This is a genomic window from Streptomyces triticirhizae, from assembly GCF_003696235.1.
GTDB classification, from domain to species: domain Bacteria; phylum Actinomycetota; class Actinomycetes; order Streptomycetales; family Streptomycetaceae; genus Streptomyces; species Streptomyces triticirhizae.
Genome location: NZ_RFFJ01000145.1, coordinates 1 through 15,949, shown reverse-complemented (window position 1 = coordinate 15,949; position 15,949 = coordinate 1). Strand labels below are relative to the sequence as shown.

The window sequence follows — 15,949 nt, the reverse complement described above, 5'->3', positions numbered from 1 at the left end:
CGCGGCGGGGGCCCCGGGGGCTCCCGCCGCGTCGCCGCCCGCCGCGTTCCCCCGCGCGGCCGGGCGGCGACGCCCGCCGGCGGCGCACCGCACGTCCCCGCTCCGCTCCCCAGGAGCTTCGTTCCCTCCCCCGGCTCGACGCCGGGGTACCCACGAAGGAGATGCCCCATGAAGCGTGCAGGGTTTGTCCCCTGGCCGGCCGAGACGGCCCGCCGTTACCGGGAGTCGGGCTGCTGGCAGGGCCGGCCGCTGGGCGCCTGGCTCTGGGAGTGGGCGGACGGCCGGGGCGACCGCACCGCCCTCGTCGACGGCGAACACCGCCTGAGCTACCGGGAGTTGGCCGCCCGAGCCGACGCGCTGGCGGAGAGCCTCGCCGAGCGGGGCCTGGGCGACGGCGACAACATCCTCGTCCAGCTGCCCAACGGCTGGGAGTTCGTCGTCACCACCCTGGCCTGCTTCCGGCTGGGCGTGGCGCCGGTGATGATGCTGCCGCCGCACCGCGCCTACGAGCTGACCTCGATCGCCCGGCACGTGGACGCCAGGGCGCTGGTGGTGCCGGACCGTTGGAAGGACTTCGACCACCAGACGCTGGCGCACGAGGTGGCCGCCGAGCTGCCGGGCCGGCCGCTGGTGCTGGTCGCCGGCGAGGAGGTGCGGCCCGACTCGCTGGACCTGCGGGCGCTGGCCACGCCCGGCGAGGACGTCGAGGCGCGCCGCAAGCGGCTCGACGAACGGGCCCCCGAGCCCGACGAGATAGCGCTCTTCCTGCTGTCCGGCGGCACCACCGGGCTGCCGAAGGTCATCGGCCGCACCCACGACGACTACGCCTACAACATCCGCGCCTCGGCCGCAGCCTGCGCCATCACCGAGGACACCGTCTATCTGACGGTGCTGCCGGCGGGCCACAACTTCCCGCTGGCCAGCCCCGGCATCCTCGGCACCCTGTGGGCCGGCGGCACCGTGGTGATGCTGCCCTCGCCGCGCCCCGACGCGGTGTTCGCCGCGATCGAGCGGGAACGGGTCACCACCACCTCGGCGGTGCCGGCCGTCGCGCTCAGCTGGTCGCGGGCGGCCGCCGACTGCGGCCGTGACCTGTCCAGCCTGCGCCATGTGCACGTCGGCGGCTCGGTGCTGTCGCCGGAGCTGGCCGCCACCATCGGGCCGGCGCTGGGCTGCCGGCTCCAGCAGGTGTACGGCATGGCGGAGGGCCTGATCTGCTACACCGCGCCGGACGCGCCCGACGAGATCGCCCACACCACGCAGGGCTCCCCCATCAGCCCGCACGACGAGCTGCGCGTGGAGGGCCCCGACGGGCAGCCGGTGGCGCCCGGCGGCATCGGCGAGATGCTGACCCGTGGCCCCTACACCCCGCGCGGCTACTTCCGCGCGCCCGAGGTCAACGCCCGCTCCTACACGGCCGACGGCTGGTACCGCACCGGCGACCTGGTGCGGATCACCGAGGGCGGCCAGGTCGTGGTGTGCGACCGGGTCAAGGACCTGATCAACCGGGGCGGCGAGAAGATCGCCGCCGGCGAGATCGAGACCCTGGTCCAGGAGATGCCGCAGGTCGCCGAGGTGGCGGCCGTCGCGGCACCCGACCCCGAAGTGGGCGAGCGGGTCTGCCTGTTCGTGCGGCTCCACGAGGGCCGCACCCTGACCCTGGCCGAGGTGGGCGCCGAGCTGACCGCGCGCGGCCTGGCCGCGTTCAAGATCCCCGAACGGTTCGAGGTGCTGGCCGAGCTGCCGCACACCCCGGTCGGCAAGCCCGACAAGAAGGCGCTGCGCGCGCTGCTCAACGACCCCACGAAGGGTGCCGCGTGATCACCGACCTTCCTCTCGCGGCCAACGGCCCCGCCCTGCCGGCCCGGTTCACCGAGTCGGCCTCGGCCCGCCCGGACGGGGCGACCGCCGGCGGGGCCCTGGCCTGGCTGGCCGACCGGCGCCGCGCCTACACCTTCGAGGTGGCGCGGGTGCCGTTCGACCGGCTCGACGACTGGGCGTTCGACCCGGAGACCGGCGATCTCGGGCACCGCAGCGGCCGGTTCTTCACCATCGGCGGGCTCCGCGTGTCCACCGGCGAGGGCTGGGTGCGGCAGTGGGACCAGCCGATCATCCACCAGCCGGAGATCGGGGTGCTCGGCTTCCTCGTCAAGGAGATCGACGGGCTGCTGCACGTGCTCACGCAGGCCAAGATGGAGCCGGGCAACGCCAACGTCGTCCAGCTCTCCCCCACCGTCCAGGCCACCCGCTCCAACCAGCGCCGGGTGCACCGGGGTTCGGGCGTGCGGCACCTGGAGTTCTTCACCGACCCGCAGCGGGCCCGGGTGCTGGTCGACTCGCTCCAGTCCGAGCAGGGCTCGTGGTTCCTCGGCAAGCGCAACCGCAACATCGTCGTCGAGACCACCGAGGACGTGCCGGAGCACGACGACTACCGGTGGCTGACGATCGGCGAGATCCAGGAGCTGCTGCGCCTGGACGACACCGTCAACATGGACGCCAGGACGGTCCTGGCCTGCCTGCCCTTCGCCCGCCCCACGGGGGCGCCGCCCACCGGCGCGCACAGCGCGTTCCGCGCCGCCCTGCGCCGCTCGATGGACCCGGGCGAGGGCTCCCGGCACACCATGGGCTCGGTGCTGAGCTGGTTCACCGACGCCACCGTCCGGCACGAGGTCAACGCCAGGCCCGTCCCGTTGAACGAGGTGAAGGGCTGGGTGCGGACCCCGGAGGCCATCAGCCACGAGGAGGGCCGCTACTTCTCCGTCGTGGGCGCCCGGGTGACGGCCGGCAGCCGCGAGGTCGGCAGTTGGACCCAACCGCTGCTCGCCCCGCACGGGATGGGCCTCACGGCGCTGCTGGTGCGGAACATCGGCGGCGTGCTGCACGTGCTGCTGCACGCCAGGCCGGAGGGCGGCCACCCGCACGGCGTGGAGCTGGCGCCCACCGTGCAGTGCACCCCGGACAACTACCTGGAGTGGCCGAAGGAGGCGCGGCCGCGTTTCCTCGACTATGTGGAGCGCGTCCCGGGCGACCGCGTGCGCTTCGACGCCGTGCAGTCCGAGGAGGGCGGGCGCTTCCACTGGGCCAGGTCGCGCTACACCGTCATCGACGCCGAGGACGACGTTCCCGTGGAGGAGCCGGAGGACTACCGGTGGCTGACACTGCACCAGGTCGGCCGGCTGCTGCGGCACAGCCGCTATCTCAACGTCCAGGCCCGCAGCCTCATCGCCTGTCTGCACAGCCTGTGGTGAGCGTCGCCGCGCCGGGGACCGCACGAGAAGCACGGAACGGAAGAGGAACAACATGAGTCAGACGCCGCCGCTGCGGGTCGGGGTGCTGGGCTGCGGGGGCATCGCCGTGCGGCGGATGCTGCCGGCGATGGCCCGCGTCCCCGGCGTGGAGATCACGGCCGTGGCCAGCCGCGACGCCGAGCGGGCGCGCGAGGTGGCCGAGCGGTTCGGGGCCGAGCCGGTGCACGGCTACGAACGGCTGCTGGTCCGCGACGACATCACGGCCGTCTATGTCGCGCTGCCGCCCGCGCTGCACGCCCCGTGGACCGCGCGCGCCCTGACCGCGGGGCTCCACGCCCTGGTGGAGAAGCCGATGGTGACCTCGCTGGGCGAGGCGCAGGACCTCGCGGCGCTCGCCGAGCGGCACAAGCTGGTGCTGATGGAGAGCTTCATGTTCCTGCGGCACTCCCAGCACGACGCGGTGCGGGCGCTGATCGACGAGGGCGCGATCGGCGAGGTGCGGGGCGTCAGCGCCACGTTCGGCTTCCCGCCGCTGCCGGCCGACGACTTCCGCTACCGGCCCGACCTGGGCGGCGGCGCGCTGCTGGACTGCGGCGTCTACCCGCTGCGCGTCGCCCGGCTGCTGCTGGGCGACGCGTTGACGGTCTCGGGCGCGGTGCTCACCACCGACCCGGACACCGGCGTCGACGTGCAGGGCGCGGCGCTGCTCCACGACGCGGACGGGCGCACGGCCCACCTCTCGTTCGGCTTCCGGCACTTCTACCGCTGCGTCTACGAGGTGTGGGGCAGCGGGGGCCGGATCGTGCTCGACCGGGCGTTCACCCCGCCGCCCGACCACCGGCCGCTGCTGCGCCTTGAGCGGCACAGCGCGTCCGCCGGCAACACGGTGGAGGAACGCACGCTGCCGGCGGACGACCAGTTCGCCAACGTCGCCGCGCACTTCGCCGCCCTGGTCGCTGGCGAGGGCGACCCGGAGCCGGAGCGGACCGGCGCCGTGCGCCAGGCGGAGCTGGTCAGGGACGTCCGCCGCGCCGCGTATGCCTCCGGCGGCGGGAACCCATGACCGTCGGCGCGCACCACCAGTGACCGAACCCCGTGAACAGCAGAGAGGCGGACCTCATGTCCACAGCACACACGGAGCGCCCCGTCGACGCGTTCGACACCCCGCTGACGGAGGCCGCCACCAAGGTGGCCGAGCTGGCGGCGGCCGGCGCGCTCGCCGCCGAGGAGGAACGCAGGCTCTCGCCGCCGGTCGCGGCCGGCCTGGTGGAGGCCGGGTTCGCCCGGCACCTGGTGTCGCCCCGCTGGGGCGGCTCGGCCGACGCGCCCGGCGCGATCCGCGACCTGACGGGCGCGCTGGTCGCGGTGGGTCGGGGCTGCATGTCGGCGGCCTGGTGCGCCGGCGTGCTCACCGCCGTGGGGCGGATGTGTTCGCACCTGCCCGAGGAGGGTCAGGCGGAGATCTGGGGCGACGGGCCCGACGTTCCGCTGGCCGGCTCGCTCGCCCCGACCGGCACCGTCCGGCAGGTGCCCGGGGGTTGGCGGGTGGACGGCGTGTGGCACATCGCCAGCGGCGTGGACCACGCCGAGTGGACGATGGTCGGCGGCCTGGTGCCCGGCCCGGACGGCCCGCCGGCGCTGCGGCACTTCGTGCTGCCACGCTCCGACTACACGGTGCTCGACACCTGGCGCAACGTCGGGCTGCGCGGAACGGGCAGCAACAGCCTGCGCGTTGACGACGTGTTCGTGCCCGACCACCGCAGCCTGGAGCACCGCTCGGTGCTCACCGGCGACCACGGCCCGGACGCGCCGCGCACCCACCGGGTGCCGTTGAAGCTGATCAACGGGCTGTTCTTCGTGGCGCCCGGGATCGGCGCCGCCGCCGAGGCCCTGGAGGGCTGGACGCGGTGGACGGTGGACCGCAGGGAGATCACCGGCGCCCGCACCGTCAGCCGGCCGGGCGTCCGGCTGGCGCTGGCCTCCTCCGCCGCCAACATCGACGCGGCGCGGCTGCTGGTGGAACGGGCGGCCGGCGAGGCCGACGAGGCGCCGCTGGGCCAGGAGTTGACGCTGCGCGCCACGCGCGACTACTCGACAGCCGTTGACCTGCTGCTCGACGCGGTCACCGGGCTGCTGCGGATGAGCGGATCGCGGGGCCAGGCCGAGTCGAGCCCGGTGCAGCGGGCGTGGCGCGACCTTCACTGCATGGCGGGGCACGGCGCGCTCCAGCCGGACGTCAACGCGGACGGGTGGGCGAAGCACGCGCTCGGGGAGGACTGAGGCCGGGGCCGGCCGGGCCTTGGCCGGGCCGGCCGGGCCCCCGTTCCCGGCTCGCTGCCGGGGAACGGGGGCGCCTTCGTCGTTTCCGCGTGCTGTCACTCCTGACGGGACGCGTAGTAGTCGGCCAACATCTCGGTGGGCCAGTCCGGTTGTCGGACGTGGCCGCGTGGGCCCATCTCCACGAACCACGGCTTGATGTCCAGGACGGGCGTGCCATCGACGGCGTCGAGGTCCTCCACGTGGAGATCGAGACCGTCCACTTTCAGCAGGCGGCAGCGGGAGACGCCCAACCAGTTGAGGCGGCGCATGTTGCGGTGCGCGAAGATGCCGCCGGCGGGCCAGGCCGGGTTGTCTCTCGGGCGCCGGGGCTCGGGATGCAGATCGGTGGGATCGGTGAGGTGGAAACGGAAGACGACCTCGATGTGAGAGAAGTCTTCCAGACCGACGACCGCGCCCTCGTCGAAACGCCCGGAGTCAACGCGAACGATGGAGCGGGTGCCTCCCCAGTAGTCGTCGGTTGGCTCGACGCGCCCGCCGACCACATGGGCCACGGGTACGACCGTGAACTCTTCCGCCATGGAAATCCCCTCTGGTTCGGTCATGTTGAGGCAGATTCGGTCAGGTAGGTGGCAGCACGGCGATCAAGCTCGGCCACCGCTGGAATGCCTCGTCCTCGCAGTGGTGAAAGCGCGGTACGCGTGTCGAGAGCGACCCGCCGGGCGCGGGCCGACTGGATGCCGTCCATGGTGTCGAGTGCGCGGTTCCATGTGGCGCAGGCGTCTTCGCCGCCGTCACGCGGGTGATGGCCCTGCCCTCCGTAGTCGCGCTGCGGCCTGGGTGGCTCCGCGCCCACCGAGCCCCGCGCTGCTGGCCCTGGCCCACGGTGAGCGCGTTCCGGTGCTGGTCGACGGCGACCGGCCGGCCATCGGCTGGCCGGAGCCGGACAGCCCCGACGAACTCGTCTGACGCTGGCGCTGTGCGCCGCACCGCTCGCGGTGGTGGCGCACCTCCTGGCCGGGGGCGTCTTCACCGTCGCGCTGGTGCGGCGCATCGCCCAGGCCCACCGCGAAGCCCCCACCCCCTCACCCACCACCAGGAGAGTTGATCCGCCATGCCCGACATCGCCGTTCCCGACACCCTCACGACCTGGGGGCCGCGCCAGTTGCCCGTGCCCTATGCCGCGCACTGGAGTGGTGAGGGTGGCTACGGGCGGCGGGTGTCGATGCGGTGGGACGGGGCCGGCGTCTGGTACCTCGACGAGACGCCGGCCGACCGCGACGCCTTCGGTGTGCTGTGGGCCCGCATCCAGGACAGGCCCGGCCAGGGCCGGCCGGACTTCCCGTCCATGCACCCGGCACGCCAACGCCGGGCGCAGGCCGAGCGGTTGTGCCAGGTCTGCGGCGAGCGCGCCAGCCACAACCGCGACGGCTGGCTCTTCCTGACGAACCACGACGGCACCGACGTCTACGAGGGAACGAAGGTGACCAAGCCCCCGGTCTGCCTGCGCTGCGCCGCCCTCGCCACCCGCCACTGCCCCCACCTCACCCGCCCGGTCGGGGTCCGCTCCCGCCGCCCGAAGGTCTGGGGCGTCTTCGGCACCCTCTTCACCCCCGCACCGAACGCCCGCCTCAACGCCCATGTGCTGGGCCAGCGCGTGTCGCGGACGACGCGACGGGGGTCGAACGCCCAACGGCTGTCCGGGCCATCCTCGTGGAAGGCTTGGACGAACCACCGCGCTACCACCTCCCACACACCCACGGCCACCCGTGCCACGACCGTGCCAAGCCACATCACCACCGACGCCACGGCCGCGCCGACATCGGCTGGCCACCCCCCACCCGGGACGGAACGCCATGAACGACTTCACCACCTGGCCACCGCTGTTCGTCGTGGACGTCGAGGGCAACGGAGCCAACCCGCCCGACCTCGTCGAGGTCGCCGCCCTGCCGATCCGCGCGGGCCGGCCCGACACCACCACCGCAGGACACTGGCTCATCCGACCGCCCCGCCCCGTCACCCCGTTCGCCGCCCGCGTCCACGGCCTCACCAACGAAAAGCTGGCCGCCATCCCGAGTTGGGACGCCGCCGCCCCCGCCGTACGAGACCTGCTCGGCGAGGCATGGATCTGCGCCCACCACGCGCACGTCGACTACCGGGTGCTGTCCCGCCACCTCCCCGACTGGCGGCCGGCCGGCGTCATCGACACCCTCCGCCTCGCCCGCGCCACCTACCCCGACGCCCCCCGCCACACCCTCGACGCCCTCATCGCCCACACCGGGATCGACCTCACCCACGCACCCGCCCAACGCCACAGCGCCACGTTCGACGCCTACGCCACCGCCCACCTGCTGATCACCATGGCCGCCCACCACGACGGCTGGGCCGCGCTCCGCGACGCCGCCGTGCCCCCCGGCCTCCCGGGGGAACGACAGCCGACCGAAGAGGCACCCGGGCTGTGGTGAGCACGTCCACCGGCAACGGCGCGGGCCGGCGGGTGGGCGCCGGCCCTCCCCCAACCCGCGTCGGGCGTACCTCGGTTGAGCCCGGCCAGCGCGCGGCGGTCGAGGCCGTGGCCGGCCTCGTGGGCCCCAGGCGGGCCGCCGGCAAGGGGCGGGTCCGCGCGGGCCCCGCCCCCGACCGTCCGGCTAGGACTTCGCGACGAACTCCCGCACCGAGGCCACCATGTAGTCCGTCATCTCGTCGGTGATGCCCGGGTAGACGCCGATCCAGAACGTGGACTCGGTGGTGACGTCGCTGTTCACCAGCTCCTCCGCGATCCGGAAGTCGCGGCCCTGGTAGGCGGGGTGGCGGGTGAGGTTGCCGGCGAACAGCCGCCGGGTGCGGATCTTGCGCTCCTCCAGGAACGCCACCAACTCCCCCCGGGTGAACGACGCGTCGGGCGCCACCGTGATGACGAAGCCGAACCAGCTGGGGTCGCTGCCCTCCGTCGCCTCGGGCAGCAGCAGCCCCGGCACGTCCCGCAGGCCCTCCCGCAGCCGGGTCCAGTTGCGCCGCCTGGCCGCGCCGAACTCGTCCAGGTGCCGCAGCTGGCTCAGCCCGAGGGCGGCCTGCACATCGGTGGCCTTCAGGTTGTAACCGACGTGCGAGAAGACGTACTTGTGGTCGTAGCCGGGCGGCAGCGTGCCGAAGGTGTAGTCGAACCGCTTCATACAGCGGTTGTCCTCGCCGGGCTCGCACCAGCAGTCGCGGCCCCAGTCGCGCAGCGACTCCACGATCCGCGCCAGCCGCAGGTCGCCGGTCAGCACACAGCCGCCCTCGCCCATGGTGATGTGGTGCGCCGGGTAGAAGCTGACCGTCGACAGGTCGCCGTAGGTGCCGGTGAGCTTCCCCTGGTAGGACGAGCCGACCGCGTCGCAGTTGTCCTCGACGAGGAACAGCTCGTGCTGGGCGGCGAGTTCGGCCACCTCGGCGACCTGGAACGGGTTGCCCAGCGCGTGCGCGATCATGATCGCCTTGGTGCGGGGCCCGATGGCGCGCTCGATCCGCTCCGGCGTGGTGTTGTAGGTGCCCAGCTCGATGTCCACGAAGACCGGCACCAGGCCGTTCTGGAGCACCGGGTTGACGGTGGTGGGGAAGCCGGTGGCGACGGTGATCACCTCGTCGCCCGGCTTGAGCGCGGCGTCCTCCAGCTGGTGCGAGGTCAGCGCGCTCAGCGCCAACAGGTTCGCCGAGGAGCCCGAGTTGGTCAGGTGCGCCTTGCGCTGCCGCATCGCCTTCGCGAAGCGGCTCTCGAACGTCCGCGCCCGCGCCCCCGCGGCGATCCGCAGGTCCAGCGCCGCCTCCACGAAGGCGACCCGGTCCTCGTCGTCCAGCACGGCGCCCGAGGGCAGGATCGCCGTCTGCCCCGGCACGAAGGGCTCCTCGTTCTGCTCCTTGTGGAATGTGCGGGTCAGTTCCAGCAGTTGGCTGCGTGTGTCCATCGGCTCAGTCAGGCCCTTCCTCGACGTTGGTGGTGGTCCCGCCCCACACGGCCCGGACCGTGGCGGCCACGTCGTGCCCAGGGCGCCAGCCCAGCAGCCGCTCGGCCAGCCCGGTGTGCACGGCGAGCCAGTCGACTCCGGCGCTGCGCCCGGTGGCGGGGCTCTCCTCGACCACCGTCGCGGGCACCCCGCTGACGGAGACGAGCAGTTCGACCAGCCGGCGCACGCCGACGGCGTGGCCGCTGCCGATGTTGACGGCCCGTCCGGTGACGGGTGCGGTGGCCGCCGCCGCGACGGCGGCGGCGAGATCCCGGCTGTCCACGACGTCGCGGCGGGCGGTCAGCGGGGAGAGCCGGACCGTCGCCGACTCGCCCCGCGCCTCGGCGGCGCGCAGCTCGGCGGCGACCCGGCCCAGCAGGCTGGAGGCGGGCAGCCCGGGACCGAGGCAGGTGGTGGCGCGCAGCACCACGGCGTCGAGCAGCCCGTCCCGGTCGGCGGCCAGCAGGAGTTCGGCGCCGCGCAGCTTGCTGGCGCCGTAGGCGGTGGTCGGTTCGAGCGGCGCCGACTCGGTGAGGCGGCGCCCGTCGTCGGGCAGCGCGTACTCGAAGACGGTGCCGAGCTGAACGACGCGGGGCCGGCCCGGCGCCTTGACCACGGCGTCGCGGAGGCGTTCCACGAGCGCCACGTTGGCGCGCTGGAGCGCCTCGCCGTCGTAGTCCCAGACGGCGCCCGCCGCGTTGACGACGACGGTGGCGCGGTGCCCGGCGAGCACCTCGGCCAGCGCGTCGGGCCCCTCGGCCGGCACGTCGAGGCGGACGGAGGGGAAGCCGGGGGCGTCCCGGCGGGCGACGGAGAGCACGGCCGCGCCCCGGGCCGCGAGGCCGGCGCAGACCTGCCGGCCCAGGAACCCGCTGCCGCCCAACACCACGGCGCGCACCGGACGTTCACCCCGCCGCGCCCCGCCGACCGGCTCCTCGCTCACCGGCTCAGCTCCGCCACGACCTCCGCCGGCGACGGCAGCGCGTCGGCGCCGGCCGCGACCCGCGCGGCGGCCGCCCGGTACGGCTCGGGCGCCGCCAGCATCGCGGTGGCGGTCTTCAACAGCAGCTCGGCGTCGTCCAGTCGGTCCAGCATCACGCCGGCGCCCGCGCCGGCCACGCCGTGCCCGATCTCCGCGCAGATCGGCGACGGCGGCACCACCAGCTGCGGCACGCCCAGCAGCGCCGAGGTCACGGCCGTGCCGGCGCCGCCGTGGTGGATCACCAGGTCGCAGGTCGGCAGGAGCATCCGGAACGGCACCCCGCGCGCCACCCGCGTGCCCGGCGGCAGCGCGTCCTCGTCCACCGGCCCGGCCGGCGCCAACACCAGCTCGCTGCCCGTGCCGGCCAGCGACGCCAGCGTCAGCCCCGGCACGTCGGGCCCGCTCGGGTCGCGGTAACGGGCCCCGGCCACCCCGGCGGTGACCAGAATCCGGGGCCGGGAGCCGGCCGCGCGCGGCAGCCAGGACGGCTGCTCGCCCGAGCCGTTGTAGGGGACGCAGCGCATGTCGAGCCGCGCCACCGGCCGCCCGTCCGGCGGGCGCAGCGCCGGCGGGCAGATGTCCACCCAGCGCTCGGGCGGCGTCACCGGCACGTCGTAGCGTGCGAAGAGCCGCTCGAACTCCGGCAGCGGCTCCGCGTGCCCGTCGCCCGTCGGCGTGTGCAGCGTCGAGCCGATCTCCCAGCCGTGGCCGACGGCCGGCACGCCCAACACCGCGCCCAACACCGGTCCCGCCTGGGCCAACACGTCGTGCACGATCAGGTCGGGGCCCCACCAGCGGCCGAACTCCACCAGGTCGGGCAGGAGTTCACCGGCCAGCGCGCACTGCTTGAGGTACAGGGCGCGGATCACCGCGCGCTGGTCGGCGTCGAGCAGGTCCAGGTTGGCCGACCAGCCGTGCGGCCAGCGCGCGGGGCGGCCCCAGGCGGCGAGTTCGGGCGGCCGGGGCAGCGCGGCGATCGCCTGCTGGTCGCCCACGGTCACGGCCGTCAACCCGGCCTGGACGACGGCGTCCCGACAGGACGGCGGGCCGGCGAACCGCACCTCGTGCCCGGCGGACTGGAAGGCCCAGGCGAGGGGGATCATCGGGAACAGATGGCCCGGCGCCGCCCAGGTCGTGAACAACACGCGCATTGCTTCCTCATCTCGCCCGCACGGCGGCGCCCGGCCGGCGCCCGGTCAACGGAGAGCTTCGCCGCCGGGGCTCAAGCGGGGCTGGAACGGCGGTCCAGGGCAGCCCCCCACACTCGGGGCTCACGCGTATCAGCGTCCTGTCAGCGCTGTGCACGTGCCGGTTCCTAGGCTCCGGGCGACGCCCCTCGATCGCGGGCGGTCCGGTCCGGGACAACAGCGGGAGCGAGAGGGAAGGCACACCTGTGACATCCGCCATCCAGGCCGAGGGCCTGGCCAAACAGTTCGGTGAGACCAAGGCGCTCACCTCAGTCGACCTTCAGGTACCGGCGGGCACCGTGCTCGGCCTGCTGGGACCCAACGGCGCGGGCAAGACCACCGCCGTCCGCATCCTCACCACCCTGCTGCGCCCGGACGCCGGACGCGCCGTGGTCATGGGCCACGACGTGGCGAAGGACCCGGAGCGGGTGCGCGAGATCATCGGGCTGACCGGCCAGTACGCCGCCGTGGACGAGCATCTGACGGGCACGGAGAACCTCATCTTCCTGGCGCGGCTGCTCGGCTTCAGCCGGGCCAGGTCCCGCGCGGTCGCCGCCGACCTGCTGGAGCGCTTCGGCCTGTCGGACGCCGCCGACCGTTCCGCCAAGACCTACTCGGGCGGGATGCGCCGCCGCCTCGACCTGGCGGCCTGCCTGGTCGCCGACCCCAAGGTGATCTTCCTCGACGAGCCGACGACCGGCCTCGACCCCAACGCCCGTGACCAGCTGTGGGAGATCATCCGCGACCAGGTGCGGCGCGGCTCGACCGTGCTGCTGACGACGCAGTACCTGGAGGAGGCCGACCAGTTGGCCGACGACATCGTCGTCATCGACCACGGCTCCGTCGTCGCTCAAGGAACTCCGCAGACCCTGAAGCGTGAGTTCGGCCGCCCGACGCTGGAGGTGCGCCCCGTGCACCACGAGCAGTTGGACCGGGTCGCCGACGTCGTCGCGGACGTCGCCGGGGAACGGACGGTGGAGGGCCGCGCCGTCAAGACCCGGGTGCACGACGCGACGGTGCTGCCGGCGGTCGTCCGCCGGCTCGACGAGGCCGGCATCGAGGTCGCCGAACTCTCCGTCAGGGAACCGAGCCTCGACGAGGTCTTCAAGCAGCTGACAGTGACGGGAGCAGAGGTATGACGGCCGTAGCGGAAACAACGAGCACCCCGCCGGGCACCACCACCCGCCGGCAGCGGGGTCCGGTCGCCACCCTGCGTCAGAGCGCGACGGTGGCGTGGCGGCAGCTGGTGCAGATCAAGCACAGCCCCGAGCAGCTGGTCGAGGTCGGCATCCAACCGGTCATCTTCGTCTTCCTGTTCGCGTTCGTGCTGTCCGGGCAGATGGACGGCGACCGCCACACGTATCTCCAGTTCGTGGTGCCCGGGCTGATCGTGCAGAGCGCGGTGCTGGTCACCGCGCGCACCGCGATCGCGATGAACGGGGACGTGACCAGCGGCCTGTTCGACCGCTTCCGCAGCCTGCCGATCTCCCGCACGGCGCCGCTGATCGGCCGGATCGTCGCCGACTACGTGATGCTGGTGTGGTCGGTGGTGCTGCTGCTTGCGTTCGGGATGCTGCTGAGCTTCCGCATCGAGACCAGCTGGACGCGGCTGCTGCCGATGTTCCTGCTGCTGCTGGTCTTCTCGTTCTGCCTGTCCTGGGCGGCCGTCTACGCCGGGCTGTTGGCGTCGAACCCGGAGAACGTGCAGGCGCTGGCGTTCGGCCTGATGCTGCCGCTGACGTTCCTCAGCAGCGTGTTCGTGCGGACGGACACCATGCCGGGCTGGCTCCAGGCCGTCGTCAACCTCAACCCGGTCTCCATGCTGGCCGACGCCATCCGTGGCCTGCTGGTGAGCGGCCCGATCGCGGCGCCGGTGACCAAGACGCTGATCGCCTCGCTGGTGCTGCTGGCCATCTTCGCGCCGCTGGCGCTGCGGGCCTACCACCGCGAGAGGTGACGCTGGCGCGAGGCGCGCTGGCGCGCCGCCCCGGGAGCGCCGAGCGCGCTGCGCGCGCCGGCGGCGAAGGTGCCGGACGGCGGCGGGGATGCCCGGTAGCCACCGGCGACACCGGATGACCGGAAGCACCGGCCCCGCCGGGCGAAGGCACCGCCACGGCAACCGGACTGCCGCCCGGCGCCCGCGCCGGGACCACGACGCCGGGCAAGGCGCCGCGCGCCGCGGTAGCCGGACCACTGACGAAACCGACCACTCACCATCACCACAAGGAGCCGAACGATGAGGGTGCTGATCACCGCGCTGGTGCCGAGCCATCTGATGGCGATGGTGCCCGTCGCCTGGGCGCTGCGGGCCGCCGGACACGAGGTGTTGGTCGCCGGCGGCGACGCCGTCGTGGAACGGGCCGCCGCCGCCGGACTCTCCGGGGTGCGGGTGAGCGAGCCGCCCGGGCCGAGGGTGAAGCGTTCCGCCGCGCCGTCCGGCCTGCCGGGCGCCGAGCCGGACTGGTCGGTGCTGCGTGAACGCTGGCGGCAGCGGGTCGACGGCATCGTGGACGAACACCTCACCGTGGCGCGGGCGTTCGGGCCGCAGCTGGTGATCACCGACCCGATCGAGTTCAGCGGGCTGATCGTCGCCGGCGTGCTGGGCGTGCCGGCCGTGGTGCACCGCTGGGGCCCCGACCGGATCAGCTCCCGGTCGATCCCGCTGGCGATCGACACGCTCACCGACATCGCGGTGCGGCGCGGCGCCGAGAACGGGCCGGCGACGCCGGCGTTGACGCTGGACCCGTGCCCGCCGTCGTTGCAGTGCCCGGAGGCGGCGCCGGCGACGCCGGTGCGTTTCATCCCGTTCAACGGCGCCGGCACGCCGCCCGACTGGGCGGCCAAGCCGCCGACCGGGCGGCGGGTGTGCGTGTCCTTCGGCGGCGAGACCAAGCTGTTGAACGACCCCGACGTGTGGGAGACGCTGACCAGCGAACTGGCCGCGCTCAGCGACACCGAGACGGTGGTCACGGCGGTGCCCGCCGGCGCCGGGCCGCTGCCGCCCTCGGTGCGCGCGCCGGGCGCGGTGCCGCTTGACCTGTTCCTGGGCGGCTGCGACGGGATGGTGCACCACGGCGGCGCCGGAACGGCCCTGACGGGCCTGGCGTTCGGCGTTCCCCAGCTGATCCTCGCCCAGCCCAACCCGTCGTGGCTGGCGGTGGGCGAACGGCTCGAAGCGTGCGACGCGGGCGCCGTGTTGGACCTGGACGCGGCGCTGCGCACCGGCCGACAGGGCGAGTTGGGCGCCGCGCTGGCCGACCTGCTCTCCGACCCGAGGCCGAAGCAGGCCGCGACGGCCCTGGCCGAGGAGATCCAGGCCCAGCCCTCGCCGGCCGAACTGGTACCGGAACTGGTCGCGTTGGCGGCGGCCGGCTGACCTCGCACGCCGTCTCGTTCGGATCTTCGCGGTGCGCGGCTCCCCGAGAGATCCGAACGAGGCGTCCCGGTCGGCCGGATGGATCGTGCGCGCCCGGACCGTTGAACAAACCGTTCAACTTCCGACGGGCACCAGTAAAAAAGGTCCCCCACCCCCCGGCCCGGAAGTCGACGGCGCGCGGACTACCACGACGGCAGGCGTTGTTCGCGCGGCAGCGTGGTCGTTGACCGAAGCCACCACCCACCGCGCCCCCGAACGACAACCGTCACCGGCCCCGTGAGACGCCCGACGATCGGCCACATCCGAGACGGACGACATGCCGGGGCAGGCCGGCGAAGCCGGTGCGCGCCACGCACGCCCCCAGCCGCCGGCCGTCCCCCAAAGAAGGCCGCGGTCCCCGCGCCCGGAGGGCACGGTCGCCATCACCCACCACCCCTGGCGGCAACGAACCCAGCTCCCGGAAGCCGCGCCCCCCTTCCCAGCCAGCCCAACACAGCCAGGCGTTACGCCCGCACCCGGCCGACCCACCCGCATGTAAGCCGCACGTCGTGGTCCGCGCCCGAGCCTCAACCACACCGCAGGGTCTCGTTGTTCACCCACGACCAGTCGGGGCTGACCCGCACCGGCCACCGGCCCGCAGACGAAACCGGCACACACCAACCCCCGCCCCCCGCCCCGTTCGCCCCGCCCCGTTCGCCCATCCCCGTTCACCCCGCCCCGTTCACCCGTCCCCGTTCACCCATCCCCGGCCACCGCCCGGGGGCACCCCGGCGGCCGGCACCCTCTCGCCCGAGGCGATGACGTCGGAGACCAACGCACCCACCTCGCCCGGCCCGACCGGCCGGACCGCCGCGTAGGCGGCATCGCCCAGCGCGCGCCGGGCGGCGTCCGCGACG

Annotated in this window: 13 protein-coding genes; 9 read left to right on the top strand and 4 right to left on the bottom strand. The window is 74.1% G+C overall.

Translation table 11 applies throughout. From position 1 onward, the window contains the following. Nucleotides 1-168: 168 nt before the first annotated feature. From EBN88_RS21675 to EBN88_RS21660, 4 genes are read left to right on the top strand one after another with little or no spacing between them, the layout of a single operon-like run. A complete protein-coding gene (locus EBN88_RS21675) occupies nt 169-1,821 on the top strand; it encodes a (2,3-dihydroxybenzoyl)adenylate synthase (RefSeq protein WP_122185586.1) in 1,653 nt (550 codons plus the stop codon). Beyond that, on the top strand, nt 1,818-3,248 hold the full coding sequence (locus EBN88_RS21670) for an NDP-hexose 2,3-dehydratase family protein (protein WP_122185585.1): 1,431 nt from the start codon (nt 1,818-1,820) through the stop codon (nt 3,246-3,248). The genes EBN88_RS21675 and EBN88_RS21670 overlap by 4 nt, the downstream gene beginning before the upstream one ends. 52 nt (nt 3,249-3,300) lie before the next feature. Continuing rightward, nucleotides 3,301-4,311 (top strand): Gfo/Idh/MocA family protein, encoded by a 1,011-nt coding sequence (locus tag EBN88_RS21665; protein WP_122185584.1) that lies wholly within the window; start codon nt 3,301-3,303, stop codon nt 4,309-4,311. Between the two features lie 56 nt (nt 4,312-4,367). Continuing rightward, nucleotides 4,368-5,528 carry an acyl-CoA dehydrogenase family protein gene (locus EBN88_RS21660; protein WP_122185583.1) on the top strand — a complete coding sequence of 387 codons (1,161 nt, stop codon included), beginning with the start codon at nt 4,368-4,370 and terminating at the stop codon, nt 5,526-5,528. A gap of 95 nt (nt 5,529-5,623) precedes the next feature. Here EBN88_RS21660 and EBN88_RS21655 read toward each other — a convergent pair whose 3' ends face one another. Then, complete coding sequence (locus EBN88_RS21655) at nt 5,624-6,130, bottom strand: SAM-dependent methyltransferase (RefSeq protein ID WP_233580836.1); 507 nt, start codon at nt 6,128-6,130, stop codon at nt 5,624-5,626. Nucleotides 6,131-6,365: 235 nt separating this feature from the next. On the opposite strand from EBN88_RS21655, the gene EBN88_RS32430 reads away from it, so the two are divergent. Both EBN88_RS32430 and EBN88_RS21640 read left to right on the top strand, forming a co-directional pair. Beyond that, complete coding sequence (locus tag EBN88_RS32430) at nt 6,366-6,494, top strand: hypothetical protein (protein ID WP_267902584.1); 129 nt, start codon at nt 6,366-6,368, stop codon at nt 6,492-6,494. An 887-nt stretch (nt 6,495-7,381) separates the two neighbouring features. Continuing rightward, nucleotides 7,382-7,990 carry a 3'-5' exonuclease gene (locus EBN88_RS21640; RefSeq protein WP_122185582.1) on the top strand — a complete coding sequence of 203 codons (609 nt, stop codon included), beginning with the start codon at nt 7,382-7,384 and terminating at the stop codon, nt 7,988-7,990. 183 nt (nt 7,991-8,173) lie between these two features. Here the strand turns inward: EBN88_RS21640 and rfbH are convergent, their stop codons facing one another. From rfbH to EBN88_RS21625, 3 genes are read right to left on the bottom strand one after another with little or no spacing between them, the layout of a single operon-like run. Then, nucleotides 8,174-9,469 carry a lipopolysaccharide biosynthesis protein RfbH gene (gene rfbH, locus EBN88_RS21635; protein WP_122185581.1) on the bottom strand — a complete coding sequence of 432 codons (1,296 nt, stop codon included), beginning with the start codon at nt 9,467-9,469 and terminating at the stop codon, nt 8,174-8,176. 4 nt (nt 9,470-9,473) lie between these two features. Then, on the bottom strand, nt 9,474-10,451 hold the full coding sequence (locus EBN88_RS21630; RefSeq protein ID WP_233580835.1) for an NAD-dependent epimerase/dehydratase family protein: 978 nt from the start codon (nt 10,449-10,451) through the stop codon (nt 9,474-9,476). Continuing rightward, nucleotides 10,448-11,635 (bottom strand): nucleotide disphospho-sugar-binding domain-containing protein, encoded by a 1,188-nt coding sequence (locus tag EBN88_RS21625; protein ID WP_158621473.1) that lies wholly within the window; start codon nt 11,633-11,635, stop codon nt 10,448-10,450. Before EBN88_RS21625 ends, EBN88_RS21630 begins: the two co-directional genes overlap by 4 nt. A gap of 248 nt (nt 11,636-11,883) precedes the next feature. Here EBN88_RS21625 and EBN88_RS21620 point away from each other — a divergent pair, with 248 nt between their 5' ends. The 3 genes from EBN88_RS21620 (at nt 11,884) to EBN88_RS32425 (ending at nt 15,053) form a co-directional block, all read left to right on the top strand. Next, a complete protein-coding gene (locus tag EBN88_RS21620; RefSeq protein WP_122185579.1) occupies nt 11,884-12,816 on the top strand; it encodes an ATP-binding cassette domain-containing protein in 933 nt (310 codons plus the stop codon). Then, entirely contained in the window at nt 12,813-13,634 is an 822-nt protein-coding gene (locus tag EBN88_RS21615) for an ABC transporter permease (protein WP_122185578.1), read from the top strand. The genes EBN88_RS21620 and EBN88_RS21615 overlap by 4 nt, the downstream gene beginning before the upstream one ends. 279 nt (nt 13,635-13,913) lie before the next feature. Continuing rightward, complete coding sequence (locus EBN88_RS32425; protein WP_122185577.1) at nt 13,914-15,053, top strand: nucleotide disphospho-sugar-binding domain-containing protein; 1,140 nt, start codon at nt 13,914-13,916, stop codon at nt 15,051-15,053. The last annotated feature ends 896 nt before the right edge of the window (nt 15,054-15,949 follow it).